The 18,301-nt window shown below is 67.6% G+C and carries 11 protein-coding genes; 10 read left to right on the top strand and 1 reads right to left on the bottom strand.

Annotation, left to right across the window (positions count from 1 at the left end; genetic code table 11):
* Positions 1–97 precede the first annotated feature (97 nt).
* The 8 genes from ACETK8_RS15025 to ACETK8_RS14990 all read left to right on the top strand — a co-directional run bounded on the left by ACETK8_RS15025 (position 98) and on the right by ACETK8_RS14990 (position 15,241).
* Positions 98–2,611: a glycoside hydrolase family 3 N-terminal domain-containing protein gene (locus tag ACETK8_RS15025; RefSeq protein ID WP_374036640.1), complete on the top strand. Its 2,514-nt coding sequence runs from the start codon at positions 98–100 to the stop codon at positions 2,609–2,611.
* The gene (locus ACETK8_RS15020) at positions 2,608–3,888 is read left to right on the top strand and encodes a sugar MFS transporter (RefSeq protein WP_374036639.1); all 1,281 of its coding nucleotides are present in this window, start codon (positions 2,608–2,610) and stop codon (positions 3,886–3,888) included. Before ACETK8_RS15025 ends, ACETK8_RS15020 begins: the two co-directional genes overlap by 4 nt.
* Before the next feature lie 36 nt (positions 3,889–3,924).
* Complete coding sequence (locus ACETK8_RS15015; RefSeq protein WP_374036638.1) at positions 3,925–5,178, top strand: MFS transporter; 1,254 nt, start codon at positions 3,925–3,927, stop codon at positions 5,176–5,178.
* Between the two features lie 386 nt (positions 5,179–5,564).
* Positions 5,565–7,841, top strand: coding sequence for a beta-glucosidase family protein (locus tag ACETK8_RS15010; RefSeq protein WP_374036637.1), 2,277 nt, complete (start codon positions 5,565–5,567; stop codon positions 7,839–7,841).
* 59 nt (positions 7,842–7,900) lie between these two features.
* Positions 7,901–10,972, top strand: a complete 3,072-nt coding sequence (locus tag ACETK8_RS15005; RefSeq protein WP_374036636.1) for a TonB-dependent receptor — start codon at positions 7,901–7,903, stop codon at positions 10,970–10,972.
* A gap of 86 nt (positions 10,973–11,058) precedes the next feature.
* Positions 11,059–12,582: a tryptophan halogenase family protein gene (locus ACETK8_RS15000; RefSeq protein ID WP_374036635.1), complete on the top strand. Its 1,524-nt coding sequence runs from the start codon at positions 11,059–11,061 to the stop codon at positions 12,580–12,582.
* An 11-nt stretch (positions 12,583–12,593) separates the two neighbouring features.
* Positions 12,594–14,123 carry a tryptophan halogenase family protein gene (locus tag ACETK8_RS14995; protein ID WP_374036634.1) on the top strand — a complete coding sequence of 510 codons (1,530 nt, stop codon included), beginning with the start codon at positions 12,594–12,596 and terminating at the stop codon, positions 14,121–14,123.
* A 77-nt stretch (positions 14,124–14,200) separates the two neighbouring features.
* Positions 14,201–15,241 (top strand): LacI family DNA-binding transcriptional regulator, encoded by a 1,041-nt coding sequence (locus ACETK8_RS14990; RefSeq protein WP_374036633.1) that lies wholly within the window; start codon positions 14,201–14,203, stop codon positions 15,239–15,241.
* Here the strand turns inward: ACETK8_RS14990 and ACETK8_RS14985 are convergent.
* Positions 15,238–16,539, bottom strand: coding sequence for a cation:proton antiporter (locus tag ACETK8_RS14985; protein WP_374036632.1), 1,302 nt, complete (start codon positions 16,537–16,539; stop codon positions 15,238–15,240). The two genes, ACETK8_RS14990 and ACETK8_RS14985, sit on opposite strands and share 4 nt — an antisense overlap.
* A 203-nt stretch (positions 16,540–16,742) precedes the next feature.
* Between ACETK8_RS14985 and ACETK8_RS14980 the strand changes: the two genes are divergently transcribed.
* On the top strand, positions 16,743–17,645 hold the full coding sequence (locus ACETK8_RS14980) for a hypothetical protein (RefSeq protein ID WP_374036631.1): 903 nt from the start codon (positions 16,743–16,745) through the stop codon (positions 17,643–17,645).
* Between the two features lie 19 nt (positions 17,646–17,664).
* The gene (locus ACETK8_RS14975; RefSeq protein WP_374036630.1) at positions 17,665–18,201 is read left to right on the top strand and encodes an IPT/TIG domain-containing protein; all 537 of its coding nucleotides are present in this window, start codon (positions 17,665–17,667) and stop codon (positions 18,199–18,201) included.
* The last annotated feature ends 100 nt before the right edge of the window (positions 18,202–18,301 follow it).

The raw sequence follows: 18,301 nt of genomic DNA, 5'->3' as shown, positions 1-18,301 counted from the left end.
ATGACAACCGCCGTTCGAGGCGCCACTATTTCGTGAACCCGATCCAAACGGTCGCCGACAGAGCGATCGGCCGGGGCGACATAGGGCGAGGAAAATCATGCGGTACTCACTGTCGAAGGCGGCGATTCTGGCCGCCTTGCCGATGCTGGCTCTGGCGCCCGTCGGGGCTGTCGCACAGGACCTGACGGTCCGGCCGGAGGCGACGGCGCACCCCAACATGTGGCCCCGCTCGGCGTCGCCCGACGCGATGAGCGACGCGGAGACCGAGGCCTTCGTCACCGAACTGATGAGCCGGATGACGGTGGAGGAGAAGGTCGGCCAGACCATTCAGGCGGACATCGGGTCGATCACCCCGGCCGATCTGGCGACCTATCCGCTGGGGTCGATCCTGGCGGGCGGCAGTTCCGGCCCCGGCGGTAACGACAAGGCGCCGGCCCAGGCCTGGGTCGATCTAGCGCGGGAGTTCCGGGCGGCGGCGGCGGCCCGGCCGGGCGCACGCATCCCGCTGATCTACGGCATCGACGCGGTTCACGGGCACAACAATGTTCCGGGGGCAACGGTGTTTCCGCACAACATCGGCCTGGGCGCCGCGCGCGATCCCGATCTGATCCGCCGCATCGGCGAGGCCACGGCGCTGGAGGTGGCGGTGACCGGGGCGGACTGGACCTTCGGCCCGACGCTGGCCGTGCCGCGCGATGATCGCTGGGGTCGCAGCTATGAGGGCTATTCCGAGGATCCGGAGGTGCAGCGCGCCTATGCCGGGCCGATGACACTGGGGCTGCAGGGTGAACTCAGGGCGGACGGGCCGCTGGCGCCCGGCCGGATCGCGGGGTCGGCGAAACACTATCTTGCCGACGGCGGGACGTTCGAGGGCGAGGACCAGGGCGACTTCCGGGGCTCGGAACAGGAGCTGATCGACATCCATCTGGGCGGCTATCCGGCGGCGATCGACGCGGGCGTGCTGTCGGTGATGGCCAGCTTCTCCGGCTGGAACGGGGTGAAGCACACGGGCAACCACAGCCTGTTGACGGACGTGCTGCGCGGGCCGCTGGGCTTCGACGGGTTCGTGGTGTCGGACTGGAACGCGCACGGCCAGCTGCCGGGCTGCACCAACGACAGCTGTGCGCTGGCGATCAACGCCGGCATCGACATGCTGATGGCGCCGGACACCTGGAGGCCGCTGTATGAAAGCACCCTGGCCCATGTACGGGCGGGGACGATCTCGCAGGAACGGCTGGACGAGGCGGTGCGCCGCATCCTGCGGGCCAAGGTCAAGGCCGGGGTGTTCCGTGAGGAACGGCCCGTCGAGGGCGACCTGTCGCAACTGGCGTCGCCGGCTCACCGGGCTTTGGCGCGCGAGGCCGTGCGCGAGTCGCTGGTGCTGCTGAAGAACGACGGCGTCCTGCCGATCCGGGCCGGGGCGCGGGTGCTGGTCGCGGGGACGGCGGCCGACGACATCGGTCAGGCGGCGGGCGGCTGGACCCTGGCCTGGCAGGGGACGGGCAACACCAACGCCGACTTCCCGCAAGGCCAGTCGATCTGGGCCGGGATCGAGGAGGCGGTCGAGGCGGCCGGCGGCTCCGCGACCCTCAGCGCCGACGGCGCCTTCGCCGACAAGCCGGACGTGGCCATCGTCGTCTTCGGCGAGATGCCCTACGCCGAGTTCCAAGGCGATGTGGACACGCTGGACTTCCTGCCGACCGAACCCCTGGGGACCCTGCGTCGGCTGAAGGCGGCCGGGGTGCCGACAGTGTCGGTCTTCCTGTCGGGGCGGCCGATGTGGACGAACCCGGAGATCAATGCGTCCGACGCCTTCGTGGCCGCCTGGCTGCCGGGGACCGAGGGCGGCGGCGTGGCCGATGTGCTGATCGGCGACGCCGAGGGGCAGCCGCGCAACGACTTCCACGGCGCCCTTTCGTTCAGCTGGCCGAAGGACGCGACGGGGACGCCGCTGAACCACGGCCAGCCGGGCTACGATCCGCAGTTCGCCTATGGCTACGGCCTGACCTATGCGCGGCCCGGCGAGGTCGGCGCCCTGTCGGAGGAGAGCGGGGTCGACGGCTCGACCTCGAGCGTCGACCACTATTTTGTCGCCGGCCGCTATGTCGCCCCCTGGGGCCTGATGCTGCGGGACGCGGGCGGGCAGAACAAGCCGGGCACGGTCAAGGTGGCGACCAGTCCGCGCGACGGGGTGCGCGTCCGGCCCATCGACGATCTGGCGCAGGAGAGCGGTCAGCAGTTCGTCTTCACCGGGGCGGGCCCGGCTGACGCCTATATAGAGGGCGTGCCGATCGACCTGTCGCGGCAGGCTAACGGCGAGCTGGCGATCAGCTTCCGCTACCGCGTCGAGGCGGCGCCGCGGGGGGAGGTCGACCTGATGTTCGGCCGGGGCCGCACCGAGGTGACCGACCTGTTCGAGGCCGCGCCGCTGAATGAATGGCGCACGATGAAGGTGCGCCTGTCCTGTCTGGTTGGGGAGGGGGTGAACCTGTCGGGGATCGACGTGCCGTTCGGCCTGTCAACCGGATCGGCCTTCACCGTCTCGGTGTCCGAGATCCAGCTGGCGCCCAACAACAACGACACCGTCTGCCCCACGGAGGCCGGCCAATGATCGCCACCACCAGCCCCGCGCCCGATCTCGGCGAAGAGACGTCCGGCTCCGGCCCCAAGGGGGACGTCGGCTATCTGCAGTGGTTCGTCTTCGGCCTGTTCTTCATCTTCGGCGGCATCACCAGCCTGAACGACGTGCTGGTGCCCAAGCTGAAGGAGCTGTTCGAGCTCAACTATTTCCAGGCCATGCTGATCCAGACGGCCTTCTTCGCCGCCTATTTCATCGTGTCCCTACCGGCCGCCGCCCTGGTGCAGAAGGTCGGATACATGCGCGGCGCCGTGGTCGGTCTGCTGATCATGATGGCGGGCTGTCTGCTGTTCATTCCGGCGGCGGGGGCGGGGCTGTTCATCGCCTTCCTGGGGGCCTTGTTCGTTCTGGCGTCGGGGGTCACGCTCGTTCAGGTCGTGGCCAATCCGCTGATCTCCATGCTGGGGGAGGCCAAGACGGCGTCCAGCCGCCTGACCTTCGCCCAGGCGTTCAACTCGCTGGGCACCACGGTCTTTCCCTATGTCGGGGCCACCATCATCCTGGGGTCGCTGGCGACGGTCAGCGCCAAGGACCTGTCGGGCGAGGCCCTGATCGCCTATCGGGCGGCCGAGTCCGCCGTCATCACCCACGCCTATATCGGCATCGCGGCGGCGCTGGCGGTCGTGGCCCTGGTCGTCTGGTTCAACCGCAACCGGCTGATCGAGGAGAAGGCGCCGGACGTCGGCTTCCTGCGCGCCTTCAACCTGTTGAAGTCGCCGCGCTTCGCCTTCGGGGCCTTGGGCATCTTCGTCTATGTCGGGGCCGAGGTCGCGGTCGCCAGCCTGATGACCAACTATCTGATGCAGGCCGATACGCTCGGTCTGTCGGCCCAGCATGCGGGCGAGCGGATGGCCTTCTACTGGGGCGGGGCCTTGGTCGGGCGGTTCATCGGCGCCTTCGTGATGCGCTACGTCGCGCCGTGGAAGGTGCTGGCCTTCGTGGCGCTGGGCGCCATCGCCCTGATCGGCATTTCGGTCTCGACGACGGGGGCGATCTCGGGTCTGGCCCTGATCGCGGTGGGTCTGTTCAACGCCATCATGTTCCCGACCATCTTCACCCTGGCCTCGGTCGGTCTGGGCAAACGGGCGGCGGAAGGGTCGGGCATCATCTGCATGGCCATCGTCGGCGGGGCGATCATTCCGCCGCTGACCGGCTATGTCGCCGACATGGCGACGCTGCGGATGGCGCTGGTCGTGCCGGCGGTCTGCTATCTGGTGATCGCCCTCTACGCCGCCTACTGCCGCCGATAGGGAGCGTCTCGACATTCGCCGCGTGCGCCTGACAGTATGGCGCATGCGCGGAGCCGAACCCTGACCCTGTCCGATGCGACGTCGCCGGTCCGGCCGCGCGGGCTGGGGTTTCTGGTGCTCTACGCCCTGGCCTGGGGCGGCGGGGTCATCGCCTATGTGCCGCTCTTGACCCTGGTCCTGCCGATCAAGGTCCAGGCCATCGCGCCGGACGACAAGGTCGCGCTGCTCAGCCTCGCCACCCTGATCGGGGCGGTGGTGGCCAGCGTCGTCAACATCCTGGTCGGTATCGTCAGCGACCGGACGGTGCTGCGGGAGCGGGGACGCAGACCCTGGGTGGCGCTGGGGCTCGTGCTGACCCTGGCCTCCTATGTCCTCATTGATGTCGTTACCACGCGGGTCGGGCTGATCGTCGGCATCGTCCTGTTCCAGGGGGCGCTCAACCTGATGTTGGCGCCGCTCAGCGCCACGGCGGCCGACGAGATTCCGGACCAGCAGAAGGGTCTGGCCGGCGGGCTGATGGGGGCGGTCTATACCTTCGGCGCCCTGGCCGGGATGGTGGTCACCGCCTCTGCCGGATGGAGCGAGGGGACGCAGCTGGCCATCGTCGGCGGTCTGGTCACGGCCTGCATGCTGCCCTTCCTGCTGATCAGCCGCAGGCGCGGGCCGATCGTGCCGGCCTCGGTTCCGGTGGTTCAGGCAGGGGCGGGACGAAAGGGCAATCTGGCTCGGGTCTGGACGGCGCGCCTGCTGGTCCAGATCGCGGGCAGCATCCTGTTCGCCTACCTCCTCTTCTATTTCGAGACGGTCGAGCGGTCCGGGCCGCCGGTCTCGCCGGGTGAGATCGCGCGTCAGGTCGCCTGGCTGGCGGGGTCGGTGACCATCCTGCTGGTGCCTCTGTCCATCGCCACGGGGCGGCTGTCCGATGCGGTGCGGTTGAGGAAGCCGTTCCTGCTGATCACGGCGGTGATGATGACGCTGGGCCTCGGCCTGATGGCCTTGCTGCCTCAGTGGATCCCGGCGGCGGCCGGCTATGTGCTGTTCGCGACGGGGGTGGGGCTCTTCCTGGGGCTTCAGGGTGCCTATGCGATGCAGCTCCTGATCACGCCCGAGCATCGCGGGCGGGACATGGGGGTGCTGAACCTGACCAACACCATCCCGGCCCTGATCGCGCCGTCGCTGGCCTTCGCCCTGGCGGGGGAGGGGGATTTCCAGAGCCTGTTGCTGGTCCTGACGGGACTGGCCGCGGTGGCGCTGGTTCTGCTGTTCCAGATCCGCGAACAGTCCGTCTAGCCGCCCGAACCCCTGCAACCGTCGCGATACAGCGGCCTCAGCGAGGCTGTAACCATTTGTGGCCGGTTTGTGATTGTGAACGCTCTCAAATCGTGTTCTACCAACATGTGAGAGGGCGCAGACCCTCCGAGGGACGGAAATCGAGTCAAGCACTCGTACAGACGGCTGAAGTCGAAGCATTCGGTATTCTCAATCCGGTCAAGGTCGGGGTGAGGTCCGAGGCGGCGATCTCAAGCGTTCGCTTTCGAGCGATAGGACCCGTGTGTCCTGTGTGCTGGAGGCGAACTGGCGGCGGAGCGGAAACGCAGGTCGCCGACAGGTCGAAGTACGCGCGTCTTTGTATCACTCGACGAAATCCCTGCCGTTGATTTGGAGGGATCGTGCGGATGTCAAAGCGGTTTGGAGCCTGGCGCAGCCTGTCGGTCGCGGCCGTCGCGCTGCTCGCCGCGGAGACCCCGGTTGCGTCCGCATGGGCCTTCGAACAGGCCGCTCCGCAAGCCTCGACGACCGCCGCCGACGCCGCCGCGCGCGCCTCGGCCCTGGTCGCTCAGCTGACCCGCGAAGAGAAACTGCAGCTGGTGCACGGCTATTTCCCGCCGATGGCCGATCGCACGCCGGGCGCGCCTCTCGACCAGATGATCCCTTCGGCGGGCTATGTGCCGGGCGTGCCGCGTCTGGGCATTCCGGCCCTGCGCGAGAGCGACGCCAGCCTGGGCGTGGCCAATCAGGTCGAGCAGCGACGCGGCGACGTGGCCACCGCCCTGCCGTCCAGCCTCGCCACCGCCGCCACCTTCGATCCCGAGATCGCCCATGCTGGCGGGGTCATGATCGGCTCCGAGGCGCGGGCCAAGACCTTCAACGTTCTTCTGGCCGGGGGCGTGAACCTGACGCGCGATCCGTGGGCGGGGCGGAATTTCGAATATCTCGGCGAGGACCCGCTGCTGGCCGGGGTCATGGCGGGCGAGCACATCCGGGGCGTCCAGTCGAACAACATCGTCTCAACGATCAAGCATTTCGCCTTCAACAGTCAGGAGACGGGGCGGATGATCATGGATGCGCGCCTCGACGAGGCGGCGCTCCGCGAGAGCGACCTGCTGGCCTTCCAGATCGCCATCGAGCGCGGACGGCCGGGCTCGGTCATGTGCGCCTACAACCGGATCAACGGCGACTATGCGTGCGAAAGCGACTTCCTGCTGAACCAGGTGCTGAAGCGCGACTGGGGCTATCCGGCCTGGGTCATGTCCGACTGGGGCGCGGTGCATTCGACCGAGAAGGCCGCCAACAGCGGGCTGGATCAGGAGTCGGGACAGGAACTGGATCGCCAGATCTATTTCGGCGAACCCCTGACCCAGGCGGTCGCGGCCGGGCGGGTGACCGAGGCGCGGCTGGACGACATGGTCCGGCGCATCCTGATCGGCATGATCGAGACGGGTGCGATGGACACGCCGGCGCCCGCTACGGCCCAGACCATCGACTACGCGACCAATGCTGAGGTGGCCCAGCGGGCGGCGGAGGCGGGCATCGTCCTGCTGCGGAACGAGGGCGGCGCCCTGCCGCTGAGCACCGAAGCGCGGCGGATCGTGGTGATCGGCGGTCATGCCGATGTCGGGGTGTTGTCGGGTGGCGGCTCGTCCCAGGTTCGTTCCGTGGGTGGAGCGCCGATCGAGATTCCGCTGACGTCGGGCGCGGCGGCCTCGTTCGCGCGGGTCACCTATCATGCGTCGTCGCCGCTGAACGCCATTCGGGCCGTGGCGCCGGGCGCCGAGGTCGAGTTCGTGGCGGGTGACGATGTCGCCGCAGCGGCTCGGGCCGCAGCGGGCGCCGACGCCGTCGTGGTCTTCGCCACCCAGTGGACGACCGAGGCGCAGGATGTGGAGACCCTCCACCTGCCGAACGATCAGGACGCACTGATCGCCGCCGTCGCCGCCGTCAATCCGAAGACGACCGTGGTGCTGGAGACGGGCGGACCGGTCCTTATGCCCTGGATCGACGACGTGCCGGCGGTGGTGCAGGCCTGGTATCCGGGGCAGCGGGGCGGGGAGGCCATCGCCCGCATCCTGTTCGGTCAGGTCAACCCGTCGGGCCGTCTGCCGATCACCTTCCCGAGCAGCGCCGACCAGGCGCCGCGTCCCGAGGCGCCGGGTCTGGAGGCCATGAAGGCTTCGGACGCCGCGTCTAACGCCGGAGCGGGCGCGGCCGTGGGCTTTGAGCCCTTCCCGGTCGAATATCCCGAAGGCTCCGACGTCGGTTACCGCTGGTACGAGCGCGAGGACCACACGCCGCTGTTCCCGTTCGGCCACGGACTTTCCTACACCCGCTTCGAATACAGCGACCTGAAGATCGAGGGCGGCGACAGCCTGCGCGTCACCTTCCGCGTCTCGAACGTCGGGGACCGCGAAGGTGCCGACGTGCCGCAACTGTATGTCGCCGGGCAGGGCCAAGAGGCCCGTCGCCTGGCCGGATGGCAGCGGGTGTCGCTGCGCCCCGGCGAGAGCCGCGAGGTCGTCATCACGGCCGAGCCCCGCATCCTGGCCGAGTACGACACGGCCATGCCCGGCTGGCGGATCGCCGCCGGAACCTATCGCGTCCAGATCGGACGAGACGCGCTCGACAACGCTCTTGGGGGAGAGGCGGAACTGTCGACGCGAACCATGAGGCCCTGAACGCGCAAGCTTTGGACAAAGCCGCCCTCAGAGGCGGCGCCCACGGAGGAGGACACACAATGAGACTGCAGAAGAGATCCATTCTAACCGCCCTGATGGCGAGTACGGCGCTGGCGTCGCCCGCCCTCGCCCAGACCGCGCCCCAGGACGAGGCGACCCAGGTCGACGAGATCATCGTCACCGGCATCCGCGCGTCGCAGGAACAGTCGATCGACATCAAGCGCAATACGACCGCCGTCGTGGACGCGATCTCGGCCGAAGACATCGGCAAGCTGCCGGACGTCACCGTGGCCGACGCCCTGCAACGCATCGGCGGCATCCAGATCCAGCGGAGCGCCGGGGAGGGCGCGACGGTCAACATTCGCGGTCTGCCGCAGGTCGTGACCCTGCTGAACGGCGAACAGTATCTGGCGCCCGGCAACCTGGGCAGCGCCCAGCCGAACCTGAACGACGTGCCCGCCCAGCTCATGAACTCGATCGTCGTGTTCAAGTCGATGGACGTGCGAAACGCCATCTCCGGCATCTCGGGCACCATCGACCTGCGTACCCAGCGTCCGTTCGACTTCAGCGAGGGCCTGACCACGGCCGTCGCCTCGGAATACGCCACGGGCCAGGACACCCAGGAACAGGACTATCTGTTCAACGGCCTGCTGAACTGGCGGAACGACCGCTTCGGCGCGATGATCTCGGGCGTCTACAGCGAGAGCAATCTGGGCAACAACTACTCCGGCGTTTCCGGGGGCGTGTTCGGCAACAACGACTGGGGCGGCTCGGACGCCAACTGGATCGCGCCGCACGGCTACGACACCTTCGCCCGGGTGGTGGAGCGCAAGCGCACCGGCCTGAACGGCGCCTTCACCTGGCAGATCGACGACGGCTTCGAGCTGACCGGCGAGGTCTTCTACACCAAGCTGGAAGAGCATGACCGGGCAGCGGGCCTGAATATCTCGAACCGCTGGAACGGCCTGGGCTGGACGACGCCGACGGCCTTCACCACCACGGGCGTGCGTGGCGGCAACGGCAATCCGTGGCTGGACGTCACCGAGTACGACCTCGACGTCTGGTGGATGAACTCGTTCACGGTGAACCGCACCAAGAACAACGAGTCGACCAACTACAATCTGGAACTGAAGTACGACCGCGGCGGTCCCTTCACCTTCTCGGCGCGCGCCCTGAAGGCGGAGGCGTCGCTGCTGAGCATGAACGGTCAGGTTCAGGGCGATCTGTCGAACTGGCAGTATGCCCCGGATCGCGCCTTCACACTGTTCCGCGATCCGCTGGACCGGACGCGCGGGCCCTTCTATCCGGCGGCCATCGCGGCCCTGTATCCGACGTCGCAATACTCCAACGGCATCGTCGGTTCGGCGGGCGGCCGCTACATCAACCCGAACCCACTGGGCATCGGCAACGATCCGCAGCTGCACCTGAACATCGGCGGCGGCCAGACGGTGTGGAGCGGCTTCGATCGTCCCATCGTCGGCGGTCTGGGGACACGTCCCCTGACGGACTACATGTCCAATCAGGACAGCTATGCGGTGGCTGCCTATTCGTCGGAAGGCAACCAGCGCAACGAGTCCGAACTGGCCGTCCTGCGGATGGACGGCAGCTATGAGTTCGAGGGCGAACCGGCCCTAGGCTTCATCACCCGCGTCGATGCGGGCGTGCGTCACTCCGATCGCGAGGTGGAGATCACCAGTTTCCACCTGTTCTCCGACGTCAACGGCTGTTCGGTTCAGTGGAAGGCGATCGACGTCGTCATGAACCAGAACCAGTGCTCGGCCGGCGAGCAGGTGCCGAACCCGGCGTTCAACCCGGCCTTGCCGGTCAGCGCGACCAACCCCCGGACCATCTTCCAGGGCTATACGGTCAACCGTCCGACGCGCCTGAACGCCAACAACAACACCTTCTTCCTGGACGACTTCGGCTCCATCACGCGCGGCATGCCGGGCGTCTGGGTCGTGGATCCACGCGACTTCGACGACGTGGTCGGCTTCCAGCAGCGGGTGTTCGGCAGCGCCTATGAGGTGATCATTCCGGGCAACAGCTATGACGTCGACCTCTATGAGGACAGCGCCTACCTGAACGCCGGCATAGCCATCGGCAATCTGACCGGCGACATCGGCCTGAAGGCGATCCGCACCGAGCTGCGCGTGCGTCAGAACCAGACCGGCGAGACCCGCAACTACGGCGACACCAACCTGGACGTTGGCGATACGATCTCGTCGCGCAGCTACACCGACTATCTGCCGTCGGTGAACCTGGTCTACGACTTCAGCGACCGGCTGAAGCTGCGGGCGGCCTACAACAAGACGATGATCCCGCTGGATCTGGGCAACTACGGCGGTGGCGTCACCATCTCCACTGCCGACTCCGCCGGGCCGACGCCCGAGGATCCCACGGCGCCGCCGCTCGGCACTCGCCGGGTGACCGGGGCCAGCTTCGCGGGCAGCCCGGAGCTGAACCCCTGGCGGTCGAACAACTACGACCTCAGCCTGGAGTACTATCTGGGCCGGGCGACGATGTTCAACATCGCCCTGTTCAAGCTGGAGATCGAAAGCTTCGTCACCCGCGCCACCGTCAATGACGGGCGCTTCCCCGACGGCGACGGCATCATTCGCCGGACCGTGCCGGTCAACCGTCCGGTCCAGGGCGAAGGCGGTTCGCTGCAAGGCGTTGAAGTCGGCGCCAAGCTGGCGCTCAGCGACTTCATGGACGAGGGCTTCCTGCGCGACTTCGGTTTCGACGGCAGCTACACCTTCTCGGACAGCTCGCAGAACGCCCAGAACCTGTCGGGTGAAGACCTGCCGTTCCCGGACAACTCCGAGCAGCAGATCAACGCCGCCTTCTGGTACCAGGGCGACCGACTGCAGACCCGGATCGCCTGGAACTACCGTACGCCGCGCCTGGCCAGCACATTCGGGGCCATCCCGATCTACCAGGACACGTCGCAGTATGTGGACGTCAGCATCACCTACGATGTGACGGATGACATCACCATCTACGCCAACGGCTCCAACGTCTTTGGCGAGATCGAAGAGTACTACCTCGAATTCGAAGAGGGGGCGGAGCAGTTCCACTCTCGCAACGAGTTCGAACCCCGCTGGTTCGTTGGCGTGCGCGCCAAGTTCTAGATCTCCTGAAGCCTCGGCCGGCGGCGACCTCGCGTTGTCGCCGGCCAATCTTTTCGAGTATCCAGTTCAAGAGCCAAGGGTCTGTCATGGACAGTGTATCCGACACCGCCATTCGCGACGTCGTCATCGTGGGCGGCGGCACCGCCGGATGGATGGCGGCCGCGGCCCTGGCCCAGCACCTGCGCCACACGCCCGTGACCATCACCGTGGTCGAGTCCTCCGAGATCGGCACGATCGGGGTCGGCGAGGCCACCATTCCGACCATCCGCCGCTTCTACGCCCAGCTCGGCATGACCGACGCCGACGTCATGGGCGCGACCGAGGCCAGCTGCAAACTGGGCATCCGCTTCGTCGGCTGGGGCGGGACGGGATCCGACTTCATCCATCCCTTCGGCCTGTACGGACAGGACCTGAACGGGGTGGGTTTCCATAACTACTGGATGAAGCAGAGGCAGTCGGGCGATGCGACGCCTCTGGCCGCCTATTCGCTCGGCGCATCGCTCGCCAAGGCCGGCAAGTTCACAGAGCCGTCGCCCAATCCGCCGTCGTCCCTGTCGGTGTTCGACTGGGCGCTCCACCTGGATGCGTCGCTCTTCGCCAAACACCTGCGCGCCTATGCCGAGGCGTCGGGCGTGAAGCGCATCGATGCGCGCATCGGCGGCGTCGACCTGAGACCCTCGGACGGCTTCATCGAGGCCCTGGTGCTGGACGATGGGCGGAAGGTCGCGGGCGATCTGTTCGTCGACTGCTCGGGCTTCCGGGGTCTGCTGATCGGCGAGGCCATGGGTTCGGCCTATGAGGACTGGGGCCGCTGGCTGGACTGCGACGCCGCCTTCGCGGTGCAGAGCAAGAACGCGCCGGGATCGGAGCCCGTGCCGTATACCCGCGTCACGGCGCACTCGGCCGGGTGGCAGTGGGGCATTCCGCTGAGGCATCGCGCCGGCAACGGCCTGGTCTTCTCCAGCCGCCACATGACGGATCAGGAGGCGCTGGACGCCCTGATGCCGAACCTGATGGGCAAGCCGATCACCGAGCCGCGCCGCATCGGCTTCCGCCCCGGCCGCCGCGACCGCGCCTGGGTCAAGAACTGCGTGGCGCTCGGGCTGTCGGCCGGCTTCCTGGAGCCGCTGGAGAGCACCAGCATCGCCCTGATCGAGAACGGGATCGAGCGGCTGAAGGCGCTGTTCCCCGACAGGACCTTCGCCCCCGCCGTCGTCGACGAGTTCAACGACCAGTCGGCGCGCGAGATGGAGCGGACCCGCGACTTCATCATCCTGCACTACTGGCTGAACGGTCGGGACGAGCCCTTCTGGCGTGAGCGGCGCGAGGCGGAAATCCCCGACACCCTGAGGAAGAAGGTCGAGCTCTGGAAGGCGAGGGGACAGTTCGTCCGCTATCGCTGGGAGATGTTCCATCCGGCCAGTTGGCTGGCCATCTATGACGGGTTCGACCGGATGCCCGACCGGATCGATCCGGCGGTGGAGGGCGTGCCGGCACGCGACCTCGACGTCAGCCTGCAGCAGATGCGCGCCGCCATCGCCGACGCCGTCGCCCGCACCCCCAGCCACGGGGCCTTCCTGTCTCAATTCGCCTCGCCGAAAGCCGCCTGATGGAGCGCCCCATGGACGCCGACCCCAACCGTTCGATCCGCAAGATCTGCATCGTCGGAGGCGGCACCGCCGGCTGGATGGCCGCCGCCCTGATGGCCGAGCATTTCAAGGGCGCGATGGGCCAGATCGAACTGGTCGAGTCCGACGACATCGGCACCATCGGGGTCGGTGAATCCACCGTGCCGCCCTTCCTGCAACTTCTGGCCAAGCTGGGCGTGGACGAACAGGTCTTCGTGCGCAAGGTCCAGGCCAGCTTCAAACTGGGCATCGAGTTCCGCGACTGGAAACAGAAGGGCGAGCGGTACTTCCACCCGTTCGGGACCATCGGGGCGCCGGTCGATCTGGCCGACTTCTACCAGCTGTGGCTGAAGGCCAAGGCCCATGGCTACACCGGCGCGCTGCAGGACTTCGCGCCGGCCGCCGTCATGGCGAAGAACGGGAAATTCACCCTGCCGTTCAAGGCGGCGCGGACACCCATCGGCGGGGCCAGCTACGCCCTGCATGTCGATGCGAAACGCGTCGCGCGCTTCCTGCGGACCTATGCGGAGGCGCGCGGCGTGACGCGGACGGAAGGCATCGTCGATGACGTCGCGGTGCGCCCCGACGGCTTCGTCGAGACGCTGATCCTGAAGAACGGGCGGACGGTGGAGGCGGACTTCTTCATCGACTGCTCGGGCTTCCGCAGCCTGCTGATCGGCAAGGCGCTGGGCGTCGGGTACGAGGACTGGTCCCACTGGCTGCTGTGCGACCGCGCCATCGCCGTCCAGACCGAGAATGTCGGCGCGCCCGCCCCCTATACGATGGCCGAGGCCCAGGATTTCGGCTGGCGCTGGCGCATCCCGCTGCAGCACCGGACCGGCAACGGCTATGTCTTCTGCAGCAAATACCTCAGCGACGACGAGGCGACCGCCACTCTGATGTCTCAGGTCGAGGGCGCGCCGGTGGTCAAGCCGATGGTGGTGCCGTTCAAGACCGGAATGCGCGAGCGTTTGTGGGACAAGAACGTGCTGGCGCTGGGGCTGGCCGGCGGCTTCATCGAGCCGCTGGAATCGACGGCCATCCACCTGATCTATCGCGGCATGGACTTCTTCTTCCGCCTGCTGCCCGACCGCGACTGCGACCCGGCGCTGCAGACCGAATACAATCGGCGCATGCGGACGGACTATGAGGAGATCCGCGACTTCATCGTCCTGCACTACTGCACGACCGAGCGGGACGACACGGCCTTCTGGCGCGAGTGCCGGGACATGGAGCTGCCGCCGGGCCTCAAGCGCAAGATCGACCTGTTCCGCGTCAACGGCAGCCTGGCCGAGGGGCTGGACGAACTGTTCCGCGCGGTCAGTTGGCAGTCGGTGATGGAGGGGATGGGGGTGCATCCGCGCGGCTATCACCCGCTGGTCGATCGCATCCCGTTCGACGGCGTGTCAGGACAGCTGGATCATGCGTCGGAGCTGCTGCGGCGGATGGTCGGCGACCTTCCCACCCACGCCCAGTTCATCGCCCAGCACTGCGCGGCCGAAATGCCCGAGAAGGCGGCCTGATCTTTACGCGACGGCAGAGACGGGATCGGCTAGCGTAGCGTTATGAGCAGATCGGATCGACAGCGGCGGATGGACGTGTGCGCCGCTCTGTAACCATCAAGCACGTGGCGGCCGAGGCCGGCGTCTCCCTGCAGACCGTCTCGCGGGTCATCAACAACGGGCCGAACGTCCGTCCGGAGGTCCGCGAGCGCGTCAACGCGGCGGTCGAGAAGCTGGGCTACGTGCCCAGCCTGGCGGCCCAGCGGATGGGCGGATCGCGATCCTATCTGCTGCTGGCCCTGAACGACCGCGACCGCACCATCGAGGGGTGGAAGTCCGGCGAAGGCACGGACTGGGTCGATCAGATGCTGCTGGGCGGCATGCTGAAGTCCGCCGAGTTCGGCTATCGGATGATCTTCGAGCTGGTAGACACCCATTCGTCCCAGGTCGAGCGGGAGGTGCAGGCGGCGATCTCGGCCCTTCACCCCGACGGGGTCATCCTGACGCCGCCCCACTCGGACAATCCGCTGATCACCCAGTTGCTGGTGCAGATGGGCCTCCCGTTCGCGCGGATCGGCTCGGTCGCGGCGGGGCCTGGGTTCGCCATCGTCATGGACGACCGCGCCGCCGCCGAGGTGGCCACGACCCACCTGCTGGACCTGGGGCATCAGCGGGTCGGCTTCATCACCGGCAGCGACGAATACGTGCTGAGCGGCGCGCGGCTGGACGGCTATCGGCGGGCGATCTCGAACCGGGGCCTGCCGCTGGATGACGATCTGGTCGGGCGCGGGGACTTCTCGTTCGAATCCGGGGTGCGAGCCATGGAGGCCTTCTTCGCCCTGGAGAGCCCGCCGACGGCGGTGGTGGCCTCGAACGACCAGATGGCCCTGGCGGCGCTGAGGGTCGCCAACGGCCGGGGCATTCAGGTGCCCGATGGACTGGCCATCGTCAGCTTCGACGACACGCCCATCGTGCGCTTCAGCAATCCGCCCCTGACGGCGGTGGTCCAGCCCGTCGCCGCCATGGCGGCCGAGGCTGCGCGCCTGTTGATCCGGGCCAAGGCGGGGGACAAGGACCTGCCCCCCGGCGTCACCATCCCGTTCGACTTCACCGTCCGGCGGTCGACACGGGCTGACTAGACAGCGGCGCGTGTGGCGGGGGCGGGATCGTCCGCGTCCTCGGTCAGGGCGCCGAGTTCGCCGCGTTCGCGGGCCTTTCTGCCGTAGACCAGCTCGAACAGGGGCGAGGCCATCAGGGTGGTGACGATGGCCATCAGCACCAGCATGGAGAACAGCGCCGGCCCGATGATGCCGCGCTGCAGGCCGATGTTGATGATGATCAACTCCATCAGGCCGCGCGCATTCATCAGGGCGCCGATGCCCATGGCGGTGGCGTTGTCCTGACCCGTCAGGCGCGCGGCGCCCCAGCAGGCCACTCCCTTGGCCGCGATGGAGGCGATCAGGATGGCGACGGTCACCCCGACCAGGCCAAGGCTGTTGACCATGGTCAGCTGGGTGTTCAGCCCCGAGAAGGTGAAGAACATCGGCAGGAGGACGACCACGGCGAACGGCTCCAGCTGTTTGCGCAGCTCGCTGGCCAGCAAGCCACGCGGCATGACGCAGCCCAGGATGAAGCCGCCGAAGACGGCGTGGATGCCGACCCAGTCCATCACGAAGGCGCAGAGCATGAAGAGGATCAAGACGATGCCCAGCGTCGAGGCCGTCAGCTTGCCCTCGCGCTCGACCGCGCGCCCGAGCGGCGCCAGCAGCTTGGGCGCCAGGGTCAGCATGAAGATGGCGAAGGCCGCGCCGCCCGCGATGGCCTTGATCGCCACGGGGGCGCCGTCGCCGAAGGTGGCCAGGACCACGGCCAGGACGCACCAGGCGGCCGCATCGTCGATGGCGCCCGCCGACAGGGACAGGGCGCCCAGGGGCGTGCCGCTCAGGCCCCGCTCATGGATGATCCGCGCCAGCATGGGGAAGGCGGTGATGGCGATGCAGGCGCCGGTGAAGAGGATGGCCTGGGTCGCGTTGATGCCCTCGCCGAACAGACCCTGGCTCAGCAGCCAGGGGCCGAGCGCCACCGCCACCAGGAAGGGCGCGGCCATGCCGGCGAACGAGACGGAGAAGGCGCTCTTCGCGTTCTGGCGGAAATGCTCGGTGCGGAAGCCGAGGCCCACCAGGAACATGTAGAGGCCCACGCCGAACTGGGCCCCGACGAACAGGATGGCCTTGGATTCAGGGGGAAAGAGGGCGGCCTGCATATCCGGAGCGAGCAGGCCGAACAGCGATGGCCCCAGGATCACCCCGGCGATCATCTCGCCCACGACCTGCGGCTGGCCGAACCATGTCTTCGCGGCGAAACCGACGAGGCGACAGGCGGCGATGATCACCGCCATTTGCAGGAAAAAGACCACGCTGAGTTCAGCAGGCGTCATCGGTTGTCCTCCCCAGGACCGGTGCGTTTCGAGCCGTTTTGCCGCATGAAACTCTAGCGCACGCCGTCGTGCAAGCAGATTTGAGAGCGTTCACATTCCGGCGCTGGCGAGCGGCCAATCGCTTGAACGATATCGTGAAGTGAGCGGGCGCGGGAGCCGAAGTATGGCTCGAAGAGTTCCGTTCCGTGATGAGTCGCCCACCCGTGAGTTTCCGTTTCTCCCCGACGACTTCGCCCAGTGAAATTCGCGCCCATCCCCGGTTCGAGGCCGCGTTCGACGCCTTCGTGGACCAGATGGCGGACGTCTATGCCCACGACAATCGCCTGCGTGGGCTGGGCGATTTCAAACAGGGCGTCTGTTTTCAACTGCTGGTCTGTTTCGACGCCGCGCGCGATCCGTCCAACCCCGACACCCTGTTCACGACTGCGCGGGTGGCCGAGGCCATGGCCACGATGGACGTGCATGATCGCCGCGCTACGTCGGAACTGGTTCGCCGGCTGCGCGACGACGACTATGCGACCATCGAGACGGCGGCGCACGACGCTCGCGTGCTCGAGCTGCGCGCGACCGAAAAATCGAGGAGGGCCGACCGCGAATGGCTGCAGGTCATGCACGAGCCTCTGTTGGTGTTGGATCCGGACGAGAAACGGTTCGAACTGGGCGCGCGTCGGGACCCGGCCTATCAGCAGGCGTTCCGCGCCACGGCCCTGCCGCTGCTGCCGCGCGCCGCCGCCTCCATGGCCGGCAATCCGGAGGCGGACTATTTCGTCAGACAGACGCAAGGGGGGCGCATCATGATGTCCCTGATGCAGTCCGTGCGCGGTCGGCCCGACCGTCGCACCGAGCCGGGTTACTATGCCTGGGCCGCCAAACGTTGCGGTGTTTCGGCGCCCCATGTCCGCAAGGTTTTGCAGGGCGCGGCGGATCAGGGGTGGATCCGGCTGATCGGCGGCCAGGCGGTGACGGTGGAGGTCCTGCCCGCGCTGGAAGAGGGGGTGAGGCGATGGACCGCCTCGTGTCTTTCGACCATCAATCTCAACAGCCTGCACGCCTGGTGGCTGATGACGGGTCAGCCGGTCTCCGAGGAAAACAGCCTAGACGCCTAGAATACTAGGGATTCTTTCGTTGACCTTCGTTCCGTCCTCGGGCGAGTGCGAGGGCCGCCGATATGGCCGTCCGGGGTTCGGGGTGGGGGTCGTGTTCAAGGGTTCAGGTCCCGGCGCGGTCGCGTCGGGCGTCGGGCGTGTTTCGGCTGAAGACCGCGGCGATGGCGCGCGCGGCGCCGTGCGCGTGTTCGATCGCTTGGGCGGGATCTTCGGCGCTGTCCTGATCGCTCTGACCCTTCTTCTGGCCGGCGCGCCCGCGATGGCCCAGGCGCCGGCTCCGACCATCAGCGCCCTGTCAACCAACGACGGCCCGGCTGCGGGCGGAACCTCGGTGACCCTGGCCGGAACCGGCTTCGTCGTGGGCTCGACTTCGGTCACAATCGGCGGGACTGTCATCCCGGCGGGCGCCGTGACGGTGGCTGGCACGACGTCGCTCAGCTTCACCACGCCAGCTCACGCGGCGGGCAACGTGGCTGTGACGGTGACGACCCCTAATGGAACGTCGAGCGCCGTCGCAGGGGGCGTTTCCCTGCTGAGCGCATGGCGACCGGCATGACATTTCGCGCAGGACTTTGAGCCGGAAAATCCGGTACATGTGTCCCGGACAGGCGCCACATCGTCTGCTCCGGGGCGTGCGGATTCAAGGAATGCCGCCT

It is taken from the genome of Brevundimonas staleyi, from assembly GCF_041893865.1.
In the GTDB taxonomy this organism is placed as follows: Bacteria; Pseudomonadota; Alphaproteobacteria; order Caulobacterales; family Caulobacteraceae; genus Brevundimonas; species Brevundimonas staleyi.
The sequence above is the reverse complement of the archived record's forward strand: the minus strand, read 5'-3'. Positions and strand labels throughout refer to the sequence as shown.

Bases quoted from the DNA above. Each gene is read 5' to 3' on its own strand.
- ACETK8_RS15000 (WP_374036635.1), top strand. From the start codon at position 11,059: ATGGACAGTGTATCCGACACCGCCATTCGCGACGTCGTCATCGTGGGC.
- ACETK8_RS15010 (WP_374036637.1), top strand. From the start codon at position 5,565: ATGTCAAAGCGGTTTGGAGCCTGGCGCAGCCTGTCGGTCGCGGCCGTC.
- ACETK8_RS14995 (WP_374036634.1), top strand. From the start codon at position 12,594: ATGGACGCCGACCCCAACCGTTCGATCCGCAAGATCTGCATCGTCGGA.
- ACETK8_RS14985 (WP_374036632.1), bottom strand. From the start codon at position 16,539: ATGACGCCTGCTGAACTCAGCGTGGTCTTTTTCCTGCAAATGGCGGTG.
- ACETK8_RS15015 (WP_374036638.1), top strand. From the start codon at position 3,925: ATGGCGCATGCGCGGAGCCGAACCCTGACCCTGTCCGATGCGACGTCG.
- ACETK8_RS15025 (WP_374036640.1), top strand. From the start codon at position 98: ATGCGGTACTCACTGTCGAAGGCGGCGATTCTGGCCGCCTTGCCGATG.
- ACETK8_RS15020 (WP_374036639.1), top strand. From the start codon at position 2,608: ATGATCGCCACCACCAGCCCCGCGCCCGATCTCGGCGAAGAGACGTCC.
- ACETK8_RS15005 (WP_374036636.1), top strand. From the start codon at position 7,901: ATGAGACTGCAGAAGAGATCCATTCTAACCGCCCTGATGGCGAGTACG.